Raw genomic sequence first — 15,757 nt, forward strand, 5'->3', positions numbered from 1 at the left:
CCGAACAGCGCGAGAGAGAAGCAATCTCGACCGCAACTCGGTAGCAGCCAGCCCTGTATCTCGTAAGGCTGCCGGCCGTCAGGACATCTTCAACAAGCGCACGCCCTTAGCAACATGCTCAGGTAATACCCCCCAACCTATGCAATCCAGGAGCGCCTCACGAAGGTCGAAATCGGGTCTCAGTGGTCGTGCGCACCATGCTCCTGCAGCGAGAGCCCAAAAGTCCGCACCAGGTCGCTGACCTGCTCCGGTGACAGGTAGCGGGGGTTGAGGCCGCGCAGAAGCAGATAGAGCTTTGCCGTTTCCTCCAGCTCTTCGGTAGCGAATACCGCTGCCTCGAGCGTCTCGCCCGCGACGACGGGACCATGGTTGGCGAGCAGCACCGAAGAGTAGCGTCCGGCGAGCCCTTTGATTGCATCAGCTACCGCAGGGTCTCCGGGACGGAAATATGGCACCAAAGCCGTCTGTCCGGCGCGCATGAGATAGTACGGCGTCATTGGCGGCAGGACCGACTTGGGATCGATCTCGGGAAGCATGGTGACGGCCACCGCATGGGTGGAGTGCAGGTGCACAATCGCACGCGCTGCTGCCCGCGTCTCGTAGAGGGCGGTATGCAGGGGGATTTCCTTGGTCGGCGCATCGCCCGCGACGAGTTGCCCTTGCGCGTCGAGCCTGGCAAGGCGAGCCGGATCGAGAAAGCCCAACGATGCGTTGGTCGGCGTCACAAGCCAGCCGCCGTCATCGAGCCGCAGACTGATATTGCCCGATGATCCCGGTGTCAGCCCGCGCTCGAATAGGGAACGGCCGAAGCGGCATATCTCTTCGCGAACTTTGGCCTCGCTCATGTTGTGGCTCCCTCGATCAGTTCGAACCCGAGATCGATCTTCGTCGGCGGCCCGTCGGAGCAGACCAGCCGAGCACCGGTCTCTCCGACCGCGGCGCGTGGCGTCCGGATGGTGGAAAGCGGTTGCGGCGCCGCGCGTGCGACGTCCAGGCCGTTATAGCCGAAAATCGCCAACCGGCCGGGAATGGCGATGCCGCGGGCAAGGCAATGGAAATAACCGCCAATCGCCATGTCGTCGTTAGAGAAATAGGCGGCATCGAGATCGGGGGCGCGCCCGAGCAGCCGGCCGAGACCGTCGCGCCCGGCCTCGATCGACGAAGATGAGGGAATGATTTCTTCCGCGGCGACTTCAAGGCCTGCCTCTGCGAGCGCCGAGCGAAATCCGGCCAAGCGTTTGGCGGCGCGCAGATCGCGGCTGAGATCGTGGCCCACATAGCCGATGCGCCGATAGCCGCGCGAGACCAGATGACGCGCGCTCGCGCCTCCCGCCTCGCGGTTGGAATAACCGACGACGATGTCGATGCCATCGCCATCGGAATCGAGCAGTTCGGCGACCCTGATGCGGGCGTGCCTGAGCATGGCCACGGTACGCTCGGTGTGTTCGAGCCCGGCCACCATCATACCCGCCGGACGCCAGCTAAGCAGCGACTCGATGAGAGTTTCCTCGCGGCCCTGTTCGTAGTCCGTCACCGCGACGACAGGCTGGAATCCGGAGCCCACCAGCACCGTGTTGGCGCCGCGCAGCATGTCCGGAAAGACGATGTTGCTGAGCGACGGGATCACGATCCCGACCAGCTTGGAGCCGGTCGAGGCCAGCGTGCCGGCGATGCGGTTCGGCACATAGCCGAGGCTTCTCGCGGCATTGAGGACGCTCTCGCGTGTCTTGGCCGAAAATGAACCGTGCCCGCGCAACACGCGCGAGGCGGTGCTCTCGCCGACGCCGGCCGCGCGTGCGACATCGGTAAGCGTCGTCGTCCCCGTCGGCGTGCCGTCGGCCACTTTCGATCTCCCTGATGGAGCGCGACGTCGCACTGGACCGTCCTCGCCTCCGTCCATCCTCTTTTGCCATGTCGCGGCAACCTTTTCAAACGATTGTTGGCAGCGCTGCCACTTTTTCGTTGGCAGCGCTGCCAACCCATGTTACCCAGTTACGCAATCGCTGCCAAAGCCGCTATCGGAGGGCGCGCTGACACCCCATTCACAGTCAAGGGAGGAACCAATGACCGTGCTTACACCTGCGCTACCGGCGCAAGCCGTAGCTGAAATCGAAACGAGGAGAACCGCCTACAGCAAGGTCTTCTGGCGCATCGTGCCGTTCCTGATGCTGTGCTACGTCGTTGCCTATCTCGACCGCGTCAACATCGGCTTCGCCAAGCTGCAGATGTCGGCCGACCTCGGCTTCAGCGAGACCGTCTACGGCCTCGGCGCCGGCATCTTCTTCATCGGCTATTTCCTGTTCGAGGTGCCAAGCAACGTCATTCTTCACAAGGTCGGCGCGCGCATGTGGATCGCGCGCATCATGATCACCTGGGGTTTGATCTCAGCTGGCTTCATGTTCGTCACGTCCGCCCCGACATTCTACCTGTTGCGCTTTCTGCTGGGCGTCGCCGAAGCCGGGTTCTACCCGGGGATCATCCTTTTCCTCACCTACTGGTATCCCTCGCATCGCCGGGCCAAGATCATCGCGGTGTTCATGTCCGCGATCCCGGTCTCAGGCATATTGGGCAATCCTCTTTCCGGCTGGATCATGGATTCGTTCGATGGCGCCCACGGCCTCGCCGGATGGCAATGGATGTTTCTTATCGAGGCGGTTCCAGCCGTCCTTCTCGGCATCGCTGTCTTGTTCTTCCTCGACAACGGCATTCGTCAGGCCAAGTGGCTGAGCGAAACGGAAAAGCAGGCCCTGGAAGAGGAGATCGCACGCGAGGAGCGTCACAAGGAGAGTGGGCATTCGGTAGCCGGTATCTTCCGCGATCGCCGAGTTTGGCTGATGTGCCTGATCTACTTCACCTTCGTGATGGGCCAGTACGGGCTGACCTTCTGGATGCCGACCCTGGTCAAGGCGACCGGCATCACCGGAAACTTCAATATCGGACTGATCAGCGCGATCCCCTTCATCTGTGCCGTCGTGGTCATGAATCTGTTCGGCCGCAGCGCTGACAGGCATCGCGAGCGCCGTTGGCACCTGGTCGTTCCGGCGCTGCTCGGCGCCGTCGGTTTCGTCGTCGCGGCCGCAAGCTCGAATCTGACGATCGCCATCGCCTTCCTGTCCGTTGCAGCGGCCGGAGCGATCACCTGTGCGCCGCTGTTCTGGTCGCTGCCGACCTCATTTCTCGCCGGGACAGGTGCCGCGGCAGGCATTGCGCTCATCAATTCGGTCGGCAACCTGGCCGGCTTTGTTAGCCCGTATCTCGTCGGCTACCTGAAGGATTTGACCGGCGCAACGCAGGTCGGCATGTATGCGCTCGCCGCAATCCTGGTGCTCGGCGCGGTCCTGGTGCTGACGACGCCACCCAAGCTGGTCAATCGCTAAACCGGATTGCGTTTCGAACAAGGATCTCCGTGATGACCGTTTATGATCGAAGCAAGGAAAACCCCGCCGGAGCAAGGAAGAACCGGGCCGCCCTGATCGGCATCGGTTCCATGGGACTTGGCATGGCCATGTCGCTCAGGCGGGCCGGGTTTGAAGTGGCTGGCTTCGACGTGGACGCCGCGGCGATCGCCCGGCTCGTCGACGCGGGCGGCCGAGGCGCGGCAAGCCCCGCCGAGGCCGCTGAAGGTGCCGACGTCGTCGTGTCGGTGGTCGTCAACGCCGCGCAAACGGAGGCCATCCTGTTCGGTACGAACGGCGTCGCCGAAACCATGGCCGAGGGCGCGGTTTTCGTCTCCTCGGCCACGATCGATCCCGATGCGGTGCGCCGCCTTGCCACGCCGCTCGAAGCGACGGGACGGCTCTATCTCGACGCGCCGATCAGCGGCGGGTCGGTGCGCGCCGCCGAGGGTGCGCTCACCATTCTGGCCTCCGGCAGCCCTGCCGCCTTCGCCAGAGCGCGGCCGGCACTGGATGCAATAGCCACCAACGTCTATGAACTCGGTGACGAGCCGGGCGTTGGTGCAGCCTTCAAGATGATCAACCAGTTGCTTGCTGGCGTGCACATAGCGGCGGCCAGCGAAGCCATCGCATTTGCCGCCCGGCAAGGGCTGGACATCCGCAAGGTCTACGAGGTGATAACTGCCTCCGCAGGCAATTCGTGGATGTTCGAGAACCGGGTGCCGCACGTGCTGGACGGCGACTACACACCGCGCAGCGCGGTCGACATCTTCGTCAAGGACCTCGGCATCATTCAGGATATGGCCCGCAGCGCCAAATTCCCGGTGCCGGTGGCCGCGGCCGCGCTACAGATGTTCCTGGCGACCTCGGCGGCTGGAATGGGCCGGGACGACGACGCATCCGTCGCCCGGCTCTACGCAAAGATCACCGGCACCGAACTGCCCGCCACCCGCGAACCTGGCCAAACCGGCCTGACATCGGCCTGACATCGGCCTGAGGAAGACTGGATCGCCCATGCCCCGCTTTGCCGCCAACCTGACAATGATGTTCAGCGAGTGGCCGTTCCTGGATCGGTTCCAGGCGGCCGCCGATGCCGGCTTCCGTGTGGTCGAATTCCTGTTTCCTTACGAGCACACGCCCGAGGCGATCGGCGAGCGCCTTCGCAGATACGGTTTGACCCAGGCTCTGTTCAATTTGCCGCCTGGCGATTGGGCCGCCGGCGAGCGAGGATTGGCCGCCTTGCCCGATCGATTTGCCGAGCTCCAGGCCGCCGTGGCATTTGCCCTTCCCTACGCGGAGGCCACGGGCGTGAAGCGTCTGCATTTGATGTCGGGGCTCGCCGCTCGCGAGGACAGGGCGGCCGTGGATACCTATCGCAAAGCGATCATCTGGACCGCCGGCAAGCTTGCCGATCGCGGCATCGACCTGGTGATCGAACCAATCAATGGCCGCGACATGCCGGGCTATTTCCTCAATGACTTCGACTTTGCCGAGCAGCTCATCGGCGAACTGGCCCTGCCCAATCTCAAGCTGCAGTTCGATGTCTACCACCGCCAGATCCTGCACGGCGATGTCGTCATGGCGTTGCGCCGGCTGCTGCCGATCATTGGCCATGTCCAGATCGCAAGCGTGCCCTCCCGCCATGAGCCGACTTCGGAAGAGCTCAACGACCGGTTCATCTTCGCGGAACTGGACCGGCTGGGCTATGATGGTTTCGTCGGTTGCGAATATCGGCCCAGCGGCACGACACTTGAGGGGCTCGGCTGGTTCGCCCCCTTTGCCGGCGAGCCCCTTCCCCAGGCTGGCATCGGAGTTTCGCCATGAGCCTCGCCCTCGGCGCAATTGCGGACGACTACACAGGCGCGTCCGACCTGGCCAACACGCTCGCCAAGGAAGGCCTGCGCACGGTTCAAACCATCGGCGTTCCGGCCGCAGGTCTCGATCTTCCCGAGGTCGACGCGGTTGTCGTCTCGCTCAAGATCCGTTCGGTTGCCGCAGCGCAGGCGGTGGAGCGCGCCCGCGCGGCCGACCAATGGCTGCGCGCCCGCGGGGCAGCGCATGTGATGTACAAGATCTGCTCGACCTTCGATTCCACCGATGCTGGCAATATCGGCCCGGTGCTGGACGCCTTGCGTCACGACGTGAACGAGAAATCGGTTTTGGTGACGCCGGCCTTTCCGGAAACCGGCCGAACCGTCTACCGGGGGAATCTTTTCGTCGGCGCGGTGCCGCTCAACGAGAGTCCGCTCAAGGATCACCCGCTCAATCCCATGCGCGATGCCAATCTGGTGCGCGTACTCGCCCGGCAGAGCATGGCAGCGGTCGGGTCGATCGACCTCGCGACGGTCGCGCGCGGCGCGGACGCGATCCGCGCGCGCAACGCGGCGATTTCCCAGGATGGGGCCGGAGCGGCGATCGCCGACGCCGTCTTCGAGAGCGATCTTGAAGCGATCGGCGCCGCAGCCTTGGCACAACGCCTGTCGGTCGGAGCGTCCGGCCTGGGATTGGGTCTCGCCCGCGGCCTGGTCGCCGCCGGCACCGCGCAGCGCCATCAACGGACGGTGCTGCGGGATCGGCCGGCCAAGGGGCCCGCGGCGTGCTTGGCCGGCAGCTGTTCGCGGGCGACCCTGACGCAGATTGCCCGCGCCGAAGAGACGACGCCGGTGCTGAGGCTCGATCCGGAAAGGCTGATGAGCGGAGCGGCGGAGACGCACCGTGCGCTCGCATGGGCGGCCGCCCGCTTGGCCGATGGCCCCGTGCTCATCGCCAGCAGTGGATCGCCCGAGGTGGTTTCGGCGCTGCAGGCGCGGCATGGACGTGAGGCTGCCGGTCATGCGATCGAGCAGTCGCTGGCGACGATCGCCGAAGGTCTGGTCGAACTCGGCGTGCGCAGGTTGGTCGTGGCAGGCGGCGAGACGTCCGGCGCCGTCGTGGACCAGCTTGCCATTCCCGCCTTCGAGTTGGGCCCCGAAATCGCCGCGGGTGTCCCCGCGCTGCGTGCACTCGGCAGCCCGCACGGCGAGCTGCTGCTTGCCCTGAAGTCAGGCAATTTCGGTGGCGACCGTTTCTTCGCGGACGCCTTGGCCGTTTTGGCATGAGGAGTGACGGGGTCTTGGCTGTCCAAGGATAACTGAGAAGGTTGCGCCAGGGTCGAATGGCGGCGGTGGATTGCGAAGAGGCCGCTCCTGCGCCATCAACCGAATGACTGATTTTTGGTCGAAGACGGTGATGCACAATCTCGCGCCCGGCGGACCTGCCGAATGACGGCAGCCACTACGACCTGCACCGATCGCTGCCGCCAGCGCGCCGGCCGCCGCAGTGGTGCCCTCGAGCGACAATTCGCCCCTTCATAAATCCGTAGTGTCGATTTCGTAGATGAAACAGGGGGGCTTTGTGTAATGCCACTCTCTGGAAAAGGATGGAAAATGTCCAAGATCCCCGGCAAGACCGAAACGATCGAAAACGCGGAATCCGCTACTTACGAGCCGTACAAGGTTACCGAGCAGGTTCGCGCTGTCGCCGAACAGGGCATTGAGCAGGCGAAGGAAGCATTTTCCAAATTGGAATCGAACGCCGAGACGACTCAAAAGGCTTTTGAGTCGACCCTTGAGGTGGCCAAGACCACCCGCAACGAGGTGTCGCTGAAGACGATTGCAGCTCTGCGAGCCAATGCCGAAGCCGGCTTCGCTCACCTGGAAGCACTGGTTGCCGTGAAGTCGCCGTCCGAGTTCTTCGAGCTGCAGGCCGCTTTCGTGAACAAACAGATCGACACTTCCGTCGAGCAGGCCAAGACCCTGCAGGCGGTGATGTTGAGAGCCACCGAAGACGTATCCAAGCCGATCAAGGATGCCTTCGAAAAGGCTTTGAAGAACCTCAAGGCCGCTTGACTGCTCAGGCAATCCGAGGCCGGAGGTCGCCGACCTCCTCTGCTCGTTACGACATCAAGACCGGCACACTCGCGCCGGTCTTCTTCCATTCGGCCGGCGTCCTTTGCACAAATCGCAACTCTCGGCCAAGCATCGCTTTTCCAAACAGTTGGCTACGGAATAGGTCCGCAGTGACGAAGGCCCGAAATCGGGACGAGGACGCCGCTTTGGTCCTGCAGCTACTTGACCATTGATTGTTGCAGCCCAGTGCCGGCGATTTCTCCGGGGCTGCTTTCGAAGTCGAAGAGCCTTTGGGTCGCAAGCGCCGCGGCGCCACGCGCCCAGGAATCGTCTGCCCAATCGGGTGTAATCGGTGGCGGGTTCCACATGGCATAACGCTTCAATGCATCGCGCATTGGCCCGAACAGATAGTCGCCAAAGGTGACGGCTTCGCCCCCGCCGACAATCACTTCCGGATCGATGATATTGCAGAAACCGCCCAGGTATCGTCCAATCCCCTCGCCTGCCTCCTGCAGCAGGTCTATGGCTGCCCGGTCTCCAGTCTTGGCCGCGTTCAGCATGTCGTGGCGCGTCACTTCACCAGCGAGTCGCCTGGCCTCCTTCCATCGCCGCACCAGGGCCGGTTCCGAGAAGAAGGTCTGCAGGCAACCGCGCCTGCCACACTCGCATGGCGGCCCGTTCGGATCGTATGTCGAGTGACCCATCTTGCCCGCGGCGCCATTCGCGCCGTGATGGACAGAGCCATCGATGACCACCGCGCAGCTGATGCCGGCCCCGATGGCCAGGGCCCCGACGGTGCGATGATGCCGGCCAAGTCCGAACAATTGTTGCGCGAGCGCAAATGCGTTGGTGTCGTCGTCCGCCCAGACGGGTACGCGCACGCGTTCGGCAAGCATCGCAGCGATCGGCACATCGGCCCAATTGAACCGGTGGCTCAACCGGCAGACACCGTTATCGATGACGCCTGGTACAGCGATGCCGATCCCGCTGAGCTGGGCGCCTGTCGGTGCCCTGCGGTCGGAAACCAGCTCCTCGACTGCCGAGGCGCAGGCCTCCACCGTACTTTGTGGCGACAGATCGGGGACAACGACCTGCTTCGTAACAAGTGGAGTCGTGGCAAGATCGGTCAGCACACAATCGATGCCGCCTACCTTCAGCTTGAGCCCGGCCACAAGCCTGCCGGCGTAGTTTATATTGATCGGGATAGGTCGACGTCCCGGCGCGCCAAGACTCGCCTCCCCTTCCACCAGAATATTTTCCTCGAGCAATTCAGACACGACGAACGTCACCGCCGCGGGGCTGAGGCCCGTAACAGAGGCGATTTCGGCGCGGCTTATAGCACCTTGCCTTCGCAGCAGGTTCAGGATCAGCCGCCGGTTGATCGCGCGGGCCGTTTGCTGATCGCCTTTGAGCTTCATTCCTGCCTCATAATTAATTTTGTAAATTAAGTATTGACCATGCTGACATCCATACGCTACGAATTCGCATGGTTCAATTGGAATCCGGCTGTTCTCAGGGAGGAGATAGAAGCCATGACCACCGACTTTTCCGCGTTAACCACAACAAGGCGCCGTTTCCTCAAGGGCACTGGCGCGGCACTCGCCGCTTCGGCGACTGGTCTTTGCCTCCCGGCCTTGGCGCAGGCTCAGGAAATCACCATCATTTCCAACCTCAGCAATGTCGAGCAACGCCAGATCCTGCAGCGGCTGGCGAGCGAGTATGAGGCAAAATCAGGCACCAAGATCGTCATCAACAACATGGACCACGAGGCCCATAAGACGGCAATCCGCAGCTATCTTGTCGTCGGCGCTCCGGATATCTGCTTCTGGTTTTCCGGCAACCGCATGAAGGCCTTCGTCAACAAGGGCCTTTTTGACGACATCTCCGATCTGTTCGCCAAGGAGAACTACAAGAGCGTACTCGGTGCCACCACAAGCGCGGTCACCGTCGACGGCAAGCAGTATGGCCTGCCGATGGGAGGTCTTCTCTGGGGCCTCTTCTATCGCAAGGACGTCTTCGCCGAAAAAAATTGGTCGCCGCCCAAGACCTGGAACGACTTCCTAGCCTTCGGCGAGGCGGCCAAGTCCGCGAAGATGATCCCGATCAGCATGGGCACGAAGGAGCTTTGGCCGGCGGGCGGCTGGTTCGACCATATGAACCTGCGCATCAACGGGCTCGACAAGCACATAGCGCTGATGGACGGCAAAGTTCCCTACACCGATCCGATGTTGACGCCAGTCTTCGACAAATGGAACGATCTGATCAAGGCGGGCTTCTTCTCGCCGAGCCACAGTTCGTTCGGATGGGAGCAGGCGGGTGCTTCCCTAGCGCAAAAGAAGGCGGCAATGATGGACCTGGGCGGCTTCGTTCGATCCGCCTTTCCGGAAGCGGATTTGCCTCAGCTTGCCTACGCGCCATTTCCCGAGATCGTTCCCGGGGTCGCCCGCTACGAGGATTTTTCGGTCAACTCCATCCACGTTCCGGCGAATGCGAAGAACAAGCAGGGTGCGCGCGACTTCCTCGCCTATTTCTACAAGCCGGAAAATCTGGGCGCATTCCTCGCCGCCGAAGGCGCCATCCCGCCTCGCAACGACTGCCCGCCAAGCAAGGACCCGCTGGTCAATGCTGCGGTCGAGGAACTGAAGAAAGTGGTTGGAACATCGCAATATTACGATCGCGACACCGATCCGGACATGGCCCAGGAAGGGATGGCGGGGCTGCAGGAATTCATGGTCAAGCCTGAGCGACGTGAGCAGATCCTCAAGCGCCTCGAAAAAACCCGCAAGAGAATCTTCGGTTGATCCTCCCTGGCTGACGGGCGCCGCCTTTCGGCGGCTCCCGGCTCTCTTTTTTCGGATGGAACGCCATGCCTCCTGTCTGGCGCAGAAATCGTCATTGGTTGACGCCGGTACTTTTCCTGCTGCCGGGCCTCATCCTGTTCGGCTCGGTGATCCTTGCCGCCTCCATCGAGACGGTCTGGATTTCGCTGCACGACTGGGATGGGATTGGCGCCAAGACCTGGGTCGGGCTCGCCAACTATGTCGAACTGGCCGACGATCCGCAGTTCTACGTCTCGCTCAAGAACAACGTAATCTGGCTGCTGATCTTCATGCTGGCGCCGCCGATCGGCCTGGCGCTTGCGCTGATCGTGAATCAGCAGATCCGCGGCATGCGCATCCTCAAGTCGCTGTTCTTCGTGCCGCTTGTGCTGGCGACCGTCACCGTCGGTGTCGTGTTCGGATGGGTCTATGATCCAAACTTCGGGTTGCTGCAGCTTCTCTTCGGCGCCTTTGGCGGTACCGCCCCGGCGCTGCTTTCAGACGAGACCTTCGTCACCTTCGCGGTAGCCGCCGCCGGTCTGTGGCCACAGATCGCGTTCTGCATGATCCTGTTCCTGGCGGGCCTGAACAGCCTCAACGACGATCTGATCGCCGCCGGACGCGTCGACGGTGCGCGCGGCTGGCGCATGTTGCGCCATGTCGTCCTGCCGCAACTGTCGCAGGTCGGCTTCATCGCCATCGCGGTGACGGTGATCGGTGCGCTGCGCTCCTTCGACATGATCGCGGTCATGACCAGTGGCGGCCCCTATGGCTCGTCCACCGTGCTCGCCTACCAGATGTATCAGGAGTCGATCTTTTCCTACCGCTTTGGCTACGGCGCCGCGATCGCCACCGTGCTGTTCGTGATCATGATCGTCTTCATCGCCTGGTATCTCAGTGGCCTCATCAAGGCCGAGCGGAGCAACGCCTGATGTACCCGCGCCCCATTCCCGAAAACGCCAGGATCCAGCGAGCCCTCTATCTAGGTGGGGTAACCCTGGTCGTGATCCTGTGGCTGCTGCCTCTGCTCGCCGTGATGCTGACCTCGATCCGTTCCAACGAGGAGCTGATGGCCGGCAACTATTGGGGCTGGCCGCAGAAATTCAGCCTGATCGACAACTACAAGGCGGTTTTCGACCAGACCGCCATGCTGCGCTTTTTCCTCAACAGCCTGCTGATCACCATCCCGTCCGTCATCGGCGTTCTCATCCTGTCGACACTGACCGGCTTCGTCTTGTCGCGCTACCCGTTCCGTGGCTCCAATCTCATCTTCGCCCTCTTCGTCGGCGGCAATTTCCTGCCGGCGCAGATCATGATGATCCCGGTCCGCGACCTGATGGTGAGGCTGGGTCTCTACGACACCGTCTATGCGCTGATCGTTTTCCACATTGCCTTCCAGACCGGCTTCGCCACGCTTTTCATGCGCAACTTCATCGCCGCTCTCCCGGGCGAACTGTTCCAGGCGGCGCGCGCCGAAGGCGCCTCGCCGTTCCAGACATTGCGCCACGTGGTTATTCCGCTGGTCCGGCCTGCACTGGCGGCACTCGCGATCCTCACCTTCACCTTCGTCTGGAACGACTATTTCTGGGCGATCGTCCTTACCCAGAGTGATGCGGTCAAACCCGTTACCGCAGGCCTGAACAATCTGCGCGGCGAATGGACATCGGCCTGGAACATCGTCTCGGCGGCCACGATCTTCGTCGCCCTGCCCCCGGTCGTGATGTTCTTCATGATGCAGAAGCACTTTGTCGCCGGCCTCACCATGGGAGCCGTCAAGGGATGATCCGCCGCGAACCCTGCCGCACCCGACACGCACGGAAAGGCGCCTCGATATGAGCAGCGTGGAATTGCGAAAAGTCGACAAGCACTATGCCGGCTACCATGCCCTGAAGACGGTCGACCTGACGATCGAAAAGGGCGAGTTCGTCGTCATGGTCGGCCCCTCCGGCTGCGGAAAGTCGACATTGCTGAAGACGATCGCCGGGTTGGAAACCATCAACTCCGGCCACATCGTGATCAACGGGCGAGACGTCACCAGGGAAGAACCCGGCGACCGCGGCATCGCAATGGTCTTCCAGTCCTATGCACTCTACCCACACATGACCGTCGCCGAGAACATGGGCTTCGGCCTGCGGATGGCCAACCGGCCCAGGACCGAGATCGACGTCGCCGTCAAACGCGCAGCACGGATCCTGCGTCTGGAGGAGCAGCTCGACAAGCGCCCGAAGCAATTGTCGGGCGGGCAGCGCCAGCGCGTCGCGATCGGTCGCGCGATCACCCGCTCGCCCGAGGTGTTCCTGTTCGACGAGCCGCTGTCGAACCTCGATGCCGCGCTGCGCACTCAGATGCGAGTGGAACTTTCGAGCCTGCACGCGCAGCTTGGATCGACGATGATCTACGTCACCCACGACCAGGTCGAGGCGATGACCATGGCCGACCGGATCGTGGTCCTCAACAAGGGCCGGATCGAGCAGGTCGGCTCGCCGCTGGAGCTCTACGCCAATCCTGCGAACATTTTCGTCGCGGGCTTCCTCGGCGCGCCACGCATGAATTTCATCGAAGCGAAAGCAGTGAGCGTCAAGGCATCCAGCGTCTCGGTAGCGGCAGCCGGCCTCCCTGCCATCACCTTGGATGGCATCGACGCCGGCGGCCTTTCGGCTGGTGACGCCGTGACCATCGGCATCCGTCCGGAGGCCCTGCGTGTCGTCGAGCCAAGCGACGTCGCAACGCCGGCCTTCTCCAGCCAAGTGCGTCTGGTCGAGCAGTTGGGGCGCGAAACCGTCCTCTACGTCGACGGCTCTCCGCTTCAGACGACCAATTCCGACAGCGGCACCGGCAATTTCACGCTTCAGCTCAACAAGGTTTCTACCGTCGGCGTCGGCGCCGCGTTGCAGGTCGGCTTCGAACCCGGCGACGCCTACCTCTTCGGCCCCGATGGCCGCACGCTCACGCCAAGAAAACCCCTCGCCTCAGTCTGAACCTCGAAATTTCGAAAGTCCCATACGCATGAACCGCAATGAGCCCGCTCCGCTATCCGTATGGCGGCCCCTCAATCTTGACCGCTTTCTGCTTGGAGCACCTCATTACCCCGAACATGTCGACGAAGGCTGCTGGCAGCGTGACGCCGAGCGCATGGCCGCCGCCGGCGTCAACACGGTGCGTATGGGAGAGTTCGCCTGGCACATTTTCGAGCCCCGCGAAGGCAAGTTCGAGTTCGGCCTGTTCGATCGCGCGATCGAACTTCTCGGCCGCGCGGGGATCGACACGATCATGTGCACGCCGACAGCCACCCCTCCCCGCTGGCTCACCGTCAACTATCCCGAAGTGCTGCGCGTTGACATGAACGGGCGGGCCTCGAGCCACGGATCGCGCCAGCATGCCGACACCACAAGCCCGGTATTCCGCGCCCACAGCCGCCGCATCACCCGCGCCATGGCCGAGCATTATCGGCACAACCCGCGTGTGATCGGCTGGCAGACGGACAACGAGCTCAACACCACGGTGTCGGAATCGTTCGCGCCTTCGACAAGGCTGGAGTTCCAGAAATACCTGCAGAAGGCCTACGGCACCATTGAGGCGCTGAACTTCGCCTGGGGCGGCCACTTCTGGGCGACGGCCTACGACGATTTCTCGCAGATCGACCTGCCGAGACCGCTCATGCCGTCCTACCCCAGCCCCGGCCACGTGCAGGACTACCATCGCTTTCTGGCCGCCGCGACCGCGGCCTTCCAACACGACCAGGTCGAGATCCTGCGCGCCGCCAATCCGGACTGGTTCATCTTCCACAATCTTGGCCAGCTTGCCGACATCGATTTCCGCGGTCAGTTCGGACAGGACCTCGATTTCATCGGCTTCGACATCTATCCGATGCTCTATGACGAGATGCGCCGAACCGGCGGGCATGCGGCGACCCAGGCCCTCCATCTCGATATATGCCGCGCCTATTCCGGCAACTTCATCGTTCCGGAGCAGGCCTCGGGCTTCGGCAGTCAGCCCGGCTTCTCGACGATGACGCCGGAGCCCGGCGAGATGCGTCGCATGGCCATGACTTCGGTGGCGCGCGGCGCCGACGGTGTCATGTTCTTTCGTTGGCGTCCCGCGCATTTCGGCGCCGAGATCTACTGGATGGGCGTCATCGATCACGACGACGTGCCGCGCCGCCGCTATGACGAGGCGAGCCGCTTCTTCCATGAGATCGCCGCCGCGAAGGAGCAGATTCTTGGCACCGCAGTGCGCATGGACCTCGGCATCGCCGGCGCGGACTTCGACAACCAGGAGGCTCACAAGACCTATCCGATCGGCCTCCCCAGTCCGCTCGAAGACGCGACGCTGTTTCATCGCCACTGCTATCAGAACGGCATTGCATGCGGGTTCATTCATCCCGAAGACGATCTTTCGCGGCTCAAGGCGCTCTACGTCCCGCATTGGGTGATGTGGAAGGATGAATGGAACGAGGCTGTCGAAACCTTCGTCCGCAACGGCGGTACGCTGATCCTGTCGGCATTGAGCGGGACGAGGGACGAGAACAACCACATCATTCGCGAGCAGGCTCCCGGCAAGGCCCTTGCAGCCCTGAGCGGCGTCAGGGTGACGGAGTTCGGCCGCGTCGTTCCCGAAGGCGCCAGCGGCCTGTTTCCGCTGTTTCGTCCGGCTCCGATGGGCACCTATGCACCGCCGCCCCTCCCGGCCTCGTCCGCGGAACGCAAATACCTGTTCACCCTTGGCAATGAAGAATTCCAGGCTGCGCATTTGTACGAGGTGCTTGACGTAGCGCCTGACACCGAGGTGCTCGGCGTCTGGTCGAACCGCTTCGCCGCCGGCTCTCCGGCAATCACCGCCCGCAAGGTCGGGCAAGGTCGGGTTGTCTATGTCGGCACGTATCTCACGCCGCAACTGACGGAGAAGCTTGTCGATGTCGTACTGGCCAAAGCCGGTATAGCGCCTTTGCTGCCCGACCTGCCTGCCGGGGTGGAGGTCTCTGTCAGGGAAGCCGACGACCGCCGGCTGATGTTCGTGCTGAACACCACGGAAGTCGCCGTGATCGTACCCAACGTCCCAAAGGGCCTCGACCTGCTGACGGGCAAGGCCGTTGAAGGAACGCTGCAACTCGACCCTTACGGCTGCGCAATAATTCGGTCCTGAACAAATCGAACCAGCGTCCATAGACGCCGAACAGATGCTCTTCGAGGCGAAAAATGCGTTCTTCAATCCGCCGCCACAAGGGATCGCAAAAGCGTTTCCTTGGCGGATGACAAGTGGGCCCCGACTGCCAGCTCGACGCGCGCAAGGTCGTGGCTCAATGGGCGTCGATGTAAGAGATGCTCGATCAAAGCTGCGTGGCTGCGCCGCTTCTCGTCGCTTGTTCGAGGCTGGAGAAGTCATGAAGTCGAGTTGACAGGATAGCGTCGCATCGTCCAACCTAGGCGCCTCACCAGGGGAGTCCCGGCAAGGGGCTGAGATACTGCTATCGCGCGCAGTGACCCGTTGAACCTGATCCAGTTCATACTGGCGTAGGGACGGTGCGAGGCTTCGCGGGTCGGCAATCCGGCTTCGGCATTCGGGCAGTGCCCGCATTCTAAGCGAAGCGTCACTTCCTCCTCATCGCGTGGACTGGGTCTCCGTTGCACTCGAGCAAGGAGGCTCACTCATGAATGCC

General features: G+C 62.7%; 13 protein-coding genes and 1 riboswitch. Of the genes, 10 read left to right on the top strand and 3 right to left on the bottom strand.

The genetic code is table 11. The features are described 5' to 3' along the window. Window positions 1–179: 179 nt before the first annotated feature. Together CK222_RS28685 and CK222_RS28690 are read right to left on the bottom strand one after the other, a co-directional pair. Window positions 180–845, bottom strand: a complete 666-nt coding sequence (locus CK222_RS28685; RefSeq protein ID WP_095802642.1) for an aldolase — start codon at window positions 843–845, stop codon at window positions 180–182. Further along, entirely contained in the window at window positions 842–1,843 is a 1,002-nt protein-coding gene (locus tag CK222_RS28690) for a LacI family DNA-binding transcriptional regulator (protein WP_245433343.1), read from the bottom strand. The genes CK222_RS28685 and CK222_RS28690 overlap by 4 nt, the downstream gene beginning before the upstream one ends. Before the next feature lie 220 nt (window positions 1,844–2,063). Between CK222_RS28690 and CK222_RS28695 the strand changes: the two genes are divergently transcribed. From CK222_RS28695 to CK222_RS28715, 5 genes are all read left to right on the top strand, one after another. Then, the gene (locus CK222_RS28695; RefSeq protein WP_067320488.1) at window positions 2,064–3,377 is read left to right on the top strand and encodes an MFS transporter; all 1,314 of its coding nucleotides are present in this window, start codon (window positions 2,064–2,066) and stop codon (window positions 3,375–3,377) included. A 32-nt stretch (window positions 3,378–3,409) separates the two neighbouring features. Next, window positions 3,410–4,381 carry an L-threonate dehydrogenase gene (gene ltnD, locus CK222_RS28700; RefSeq protein ID WP_095802644.1) on the top strand — a complete coding sequence of 324 codons (972 nt, stop codon included), beginning with the start codon at window positions 3,410–3,412 and terminating at the stop codon, window positions 4,379–4,381. A gap of 28 nt (window positions 4,382–4,409) precedes the next feature. Then, entirely contained in the window at window positions 4,410–5,219 is an 810-nt protein-coding gene (otnI, locus tag CK222_RS28705; RefSeq protein ID WP_095802645.1) for a 2-oxo-tetronate isomerase, read from the top strand. Next, the gene (gene otnK, locus CK222_RS28710) at window positions 5,216–6,493 is read left to right on the top strand and encodes a 3-oxo-tetronate kinase (RefSeq protein WP_095802646.1); all 1,278 of its coding nucleotides are present in this window, start codon (window positions 5,216–5,218) and stop codon (window positions 6,491–6,493) included. Before otnI ends, otnK begins: the two co-directional genes overlap by 4 nt. 327 nt (window positions 6,494–6,820) lie before the next feature. Beyond that, complete coding sequence (locus tag CK222_RS28715) at window positions 6,821–7,282, top strand: phasin (protein ID WP_095802647.1); 462 nt, start codon at window positions 6,821–6,823, stop codon at window positions 7,280–7,282. A gap of 218 nt (window positions 7,283–7,500) precedes the next feature. Here the strand turns inward: CK222_RS28715 and CK222_RS28720 are convergent, their stop codons facing one another. Then, entirely contained in the window at window positions 7,501–8,700 is a 1,200-nt protein-coding gene (locus CK222_RS28720) for an ROK family protein (RefSeq protein WP_095802648.1), read from the bottom strand. A gap of 114 nt (window positions 8,701–8,814) precedes the next feature. Between CK222_RS28720 and CK222_RS28725 the strand changes: the two genes are divergently transcribed. The 5 genes from CK222_RS28725 to CK222_RS28745 all read left to right on the top strand — a co-directional run bounded on the left by CK222_RS28725 (window position 8,815) and on the right by CK222_RS28745 (window position 15,243). Continuing rightward, the gene (locus tag CK222_RS28725; RefSeq protein ID WP_095802656.1) at window positions 8,815–10,083 is read left to right on the top strand and encodes an ABC transporter substrate-binding protein; all 1,269 of its coding nucleotides are present in this window, start codon (window positions 8,815–8,817) and stop codon (window positions 10,081–10,083) included. 65 nt (window positions 10,084–10,148) lie between these two features. Then, on the top strand, window positions 10,149–11,033 hold the full coding sequence (locus tag CK222_RS28730; protein WP_067320472.1) for a sugar ABC transporter permease: 885 nt from the start codon (window positions 10,149–10,151) through the stop codon (window positions 11,031–11,033). Next, window positions 11,033–11,884, top strand: coding sequence for a carbohydrate ABC transporter permease (locus tag CK222_RS28735; RefSeq protein ID WP_067320470.1), 852 nt, complete (start codon window positions 11,033–11,035; stop codon window positions 11,882–11,884). Before CK222_RS28730 ends, CK222_RS28735 begins: the two co-directional genes overlap by 1 nt. Window positions 11,885–11,933: 49 nt before the next feature. Next, window positions 11,934–13,079, top strand: coding sequence for a sn-glycerol-3-phosphate ABC transporter ATP-binding protein UgpC (ugpC, locus tag CK222_RS28740; protein WP_095802649.1), 1,146 nt, complete (start codon window positions 11,934–11,936; stop codon window positions 13,077–13,079). 28 nt (window positions 13,080–13,107) lie between these two features. Then, complete coding sequence (locus tag CK222_RS28745) at window positions 13,108–15,243, top strand: beta-galactosidase (protein WP_095802650.1); 2,136 nt, start codon at window positions 13,108–13,110, stop codon at window positions 15,241–15,243. 281 nt (window positions 15,244–15,524) lie between these two features. After that, window positions 15,525–15,636: riboswitch (TPP riboswitch) on the top strand. Window positions 15,637–15,757: the final 121 nt, after the last annotated feature.

The organism is Mesorhizobium sp. WSM3866, assembly GCF_002294795.1.
Taxonomy (GTDB): domain Bacteria; phylum Pseudomonadota; class Alphaproteobacteria; order Rhizobiales; family Rhizobiaceae; genus Mesorhizobium.

Bases quoted from the DNA above. Each gene is read 5' to 3' on its own strand.
- CK222_RS28685 (WP_095802642.1), bottom strand. From the start codon at position 845: ATGAGCGAGGCCAAAGTTCGCGAAGAGATATGCCGCTTCGGCCGTTCC.
- CK222_RS28695 (WP_067320488.1), top strand. From the start codon at position 2,064: ATGACCGTGCTTACACCTGCGCTACCGGCGCAAGCCGTAGCTGAAATC.
- ltnD (WP_095802644.1), top strand. From the start codon at position 3,410: ATGACCGTTTATGATCGAAGCAAGGAAAACCCCGCCGGAGCAAGGAAG.
- otnI (WP_095802645.1), top strand. From the start codon at position 4,410: ATGCCCCGCTTTGCCGCCAACCTGACAATGATGTTCAGCGAGTGGCCG.
- otnK (WP_095802646.1), top strand. From the start codon at position 5,216: ATGAGCCTCGCCCTCGGCGCAATTGCGGACGACTACACAGGCGCGTCC.
- CK222_RS28715 (WP_095802647.1), top strand. From the start codon at position 6,821: ATGTCCAAGATCCCCGGCAAGACCGAAACGATCGAAAACGCGGAATCC.
- CK222_RS28720 (WP_095802648.1), bottom strand. From the start codon at position 8,700: ATGAAGCTCAAAGGCGATCAGCAAACGGCCCGCGCGATCAACCGGCGG.
- CK222_RS28725 (WP_095802656.1), top strand. From the start codon at position 8,815: ATGACCACCGACTTTTCCGCGTTAACCACAACAAGGCGCCGTTTCCTC.
- CK222_RS28730 (WP_067320472.1), top strand. From the start codon at position 10,149: ATGCCTCCTGTCTGGCGCAGAAATCGTCATTGGTTGACGCCGGTACTT.
- CK222_RS28735 (WP_067320470.1), top strand. From the start codon at position 11,033: ATGTACCCGCGCCCCATTCCCGAAAACGCCAGGATCCAGCGAGCCCTC.
- ugpC (WP_095802649.1), top strand. From the start codon at position 11,934: ATGAGCAGCGTGGAATTGCGAAAAGTCGACAAGCACTATGCCGGCTAC.
- CK222_RS28745 (WP_095802650.1), top strand. From the start codon at position 13,108: ATGAACCGCAATGAGCCCGCTCCGCTATCCGTATGGCGGCCCCTCAAT.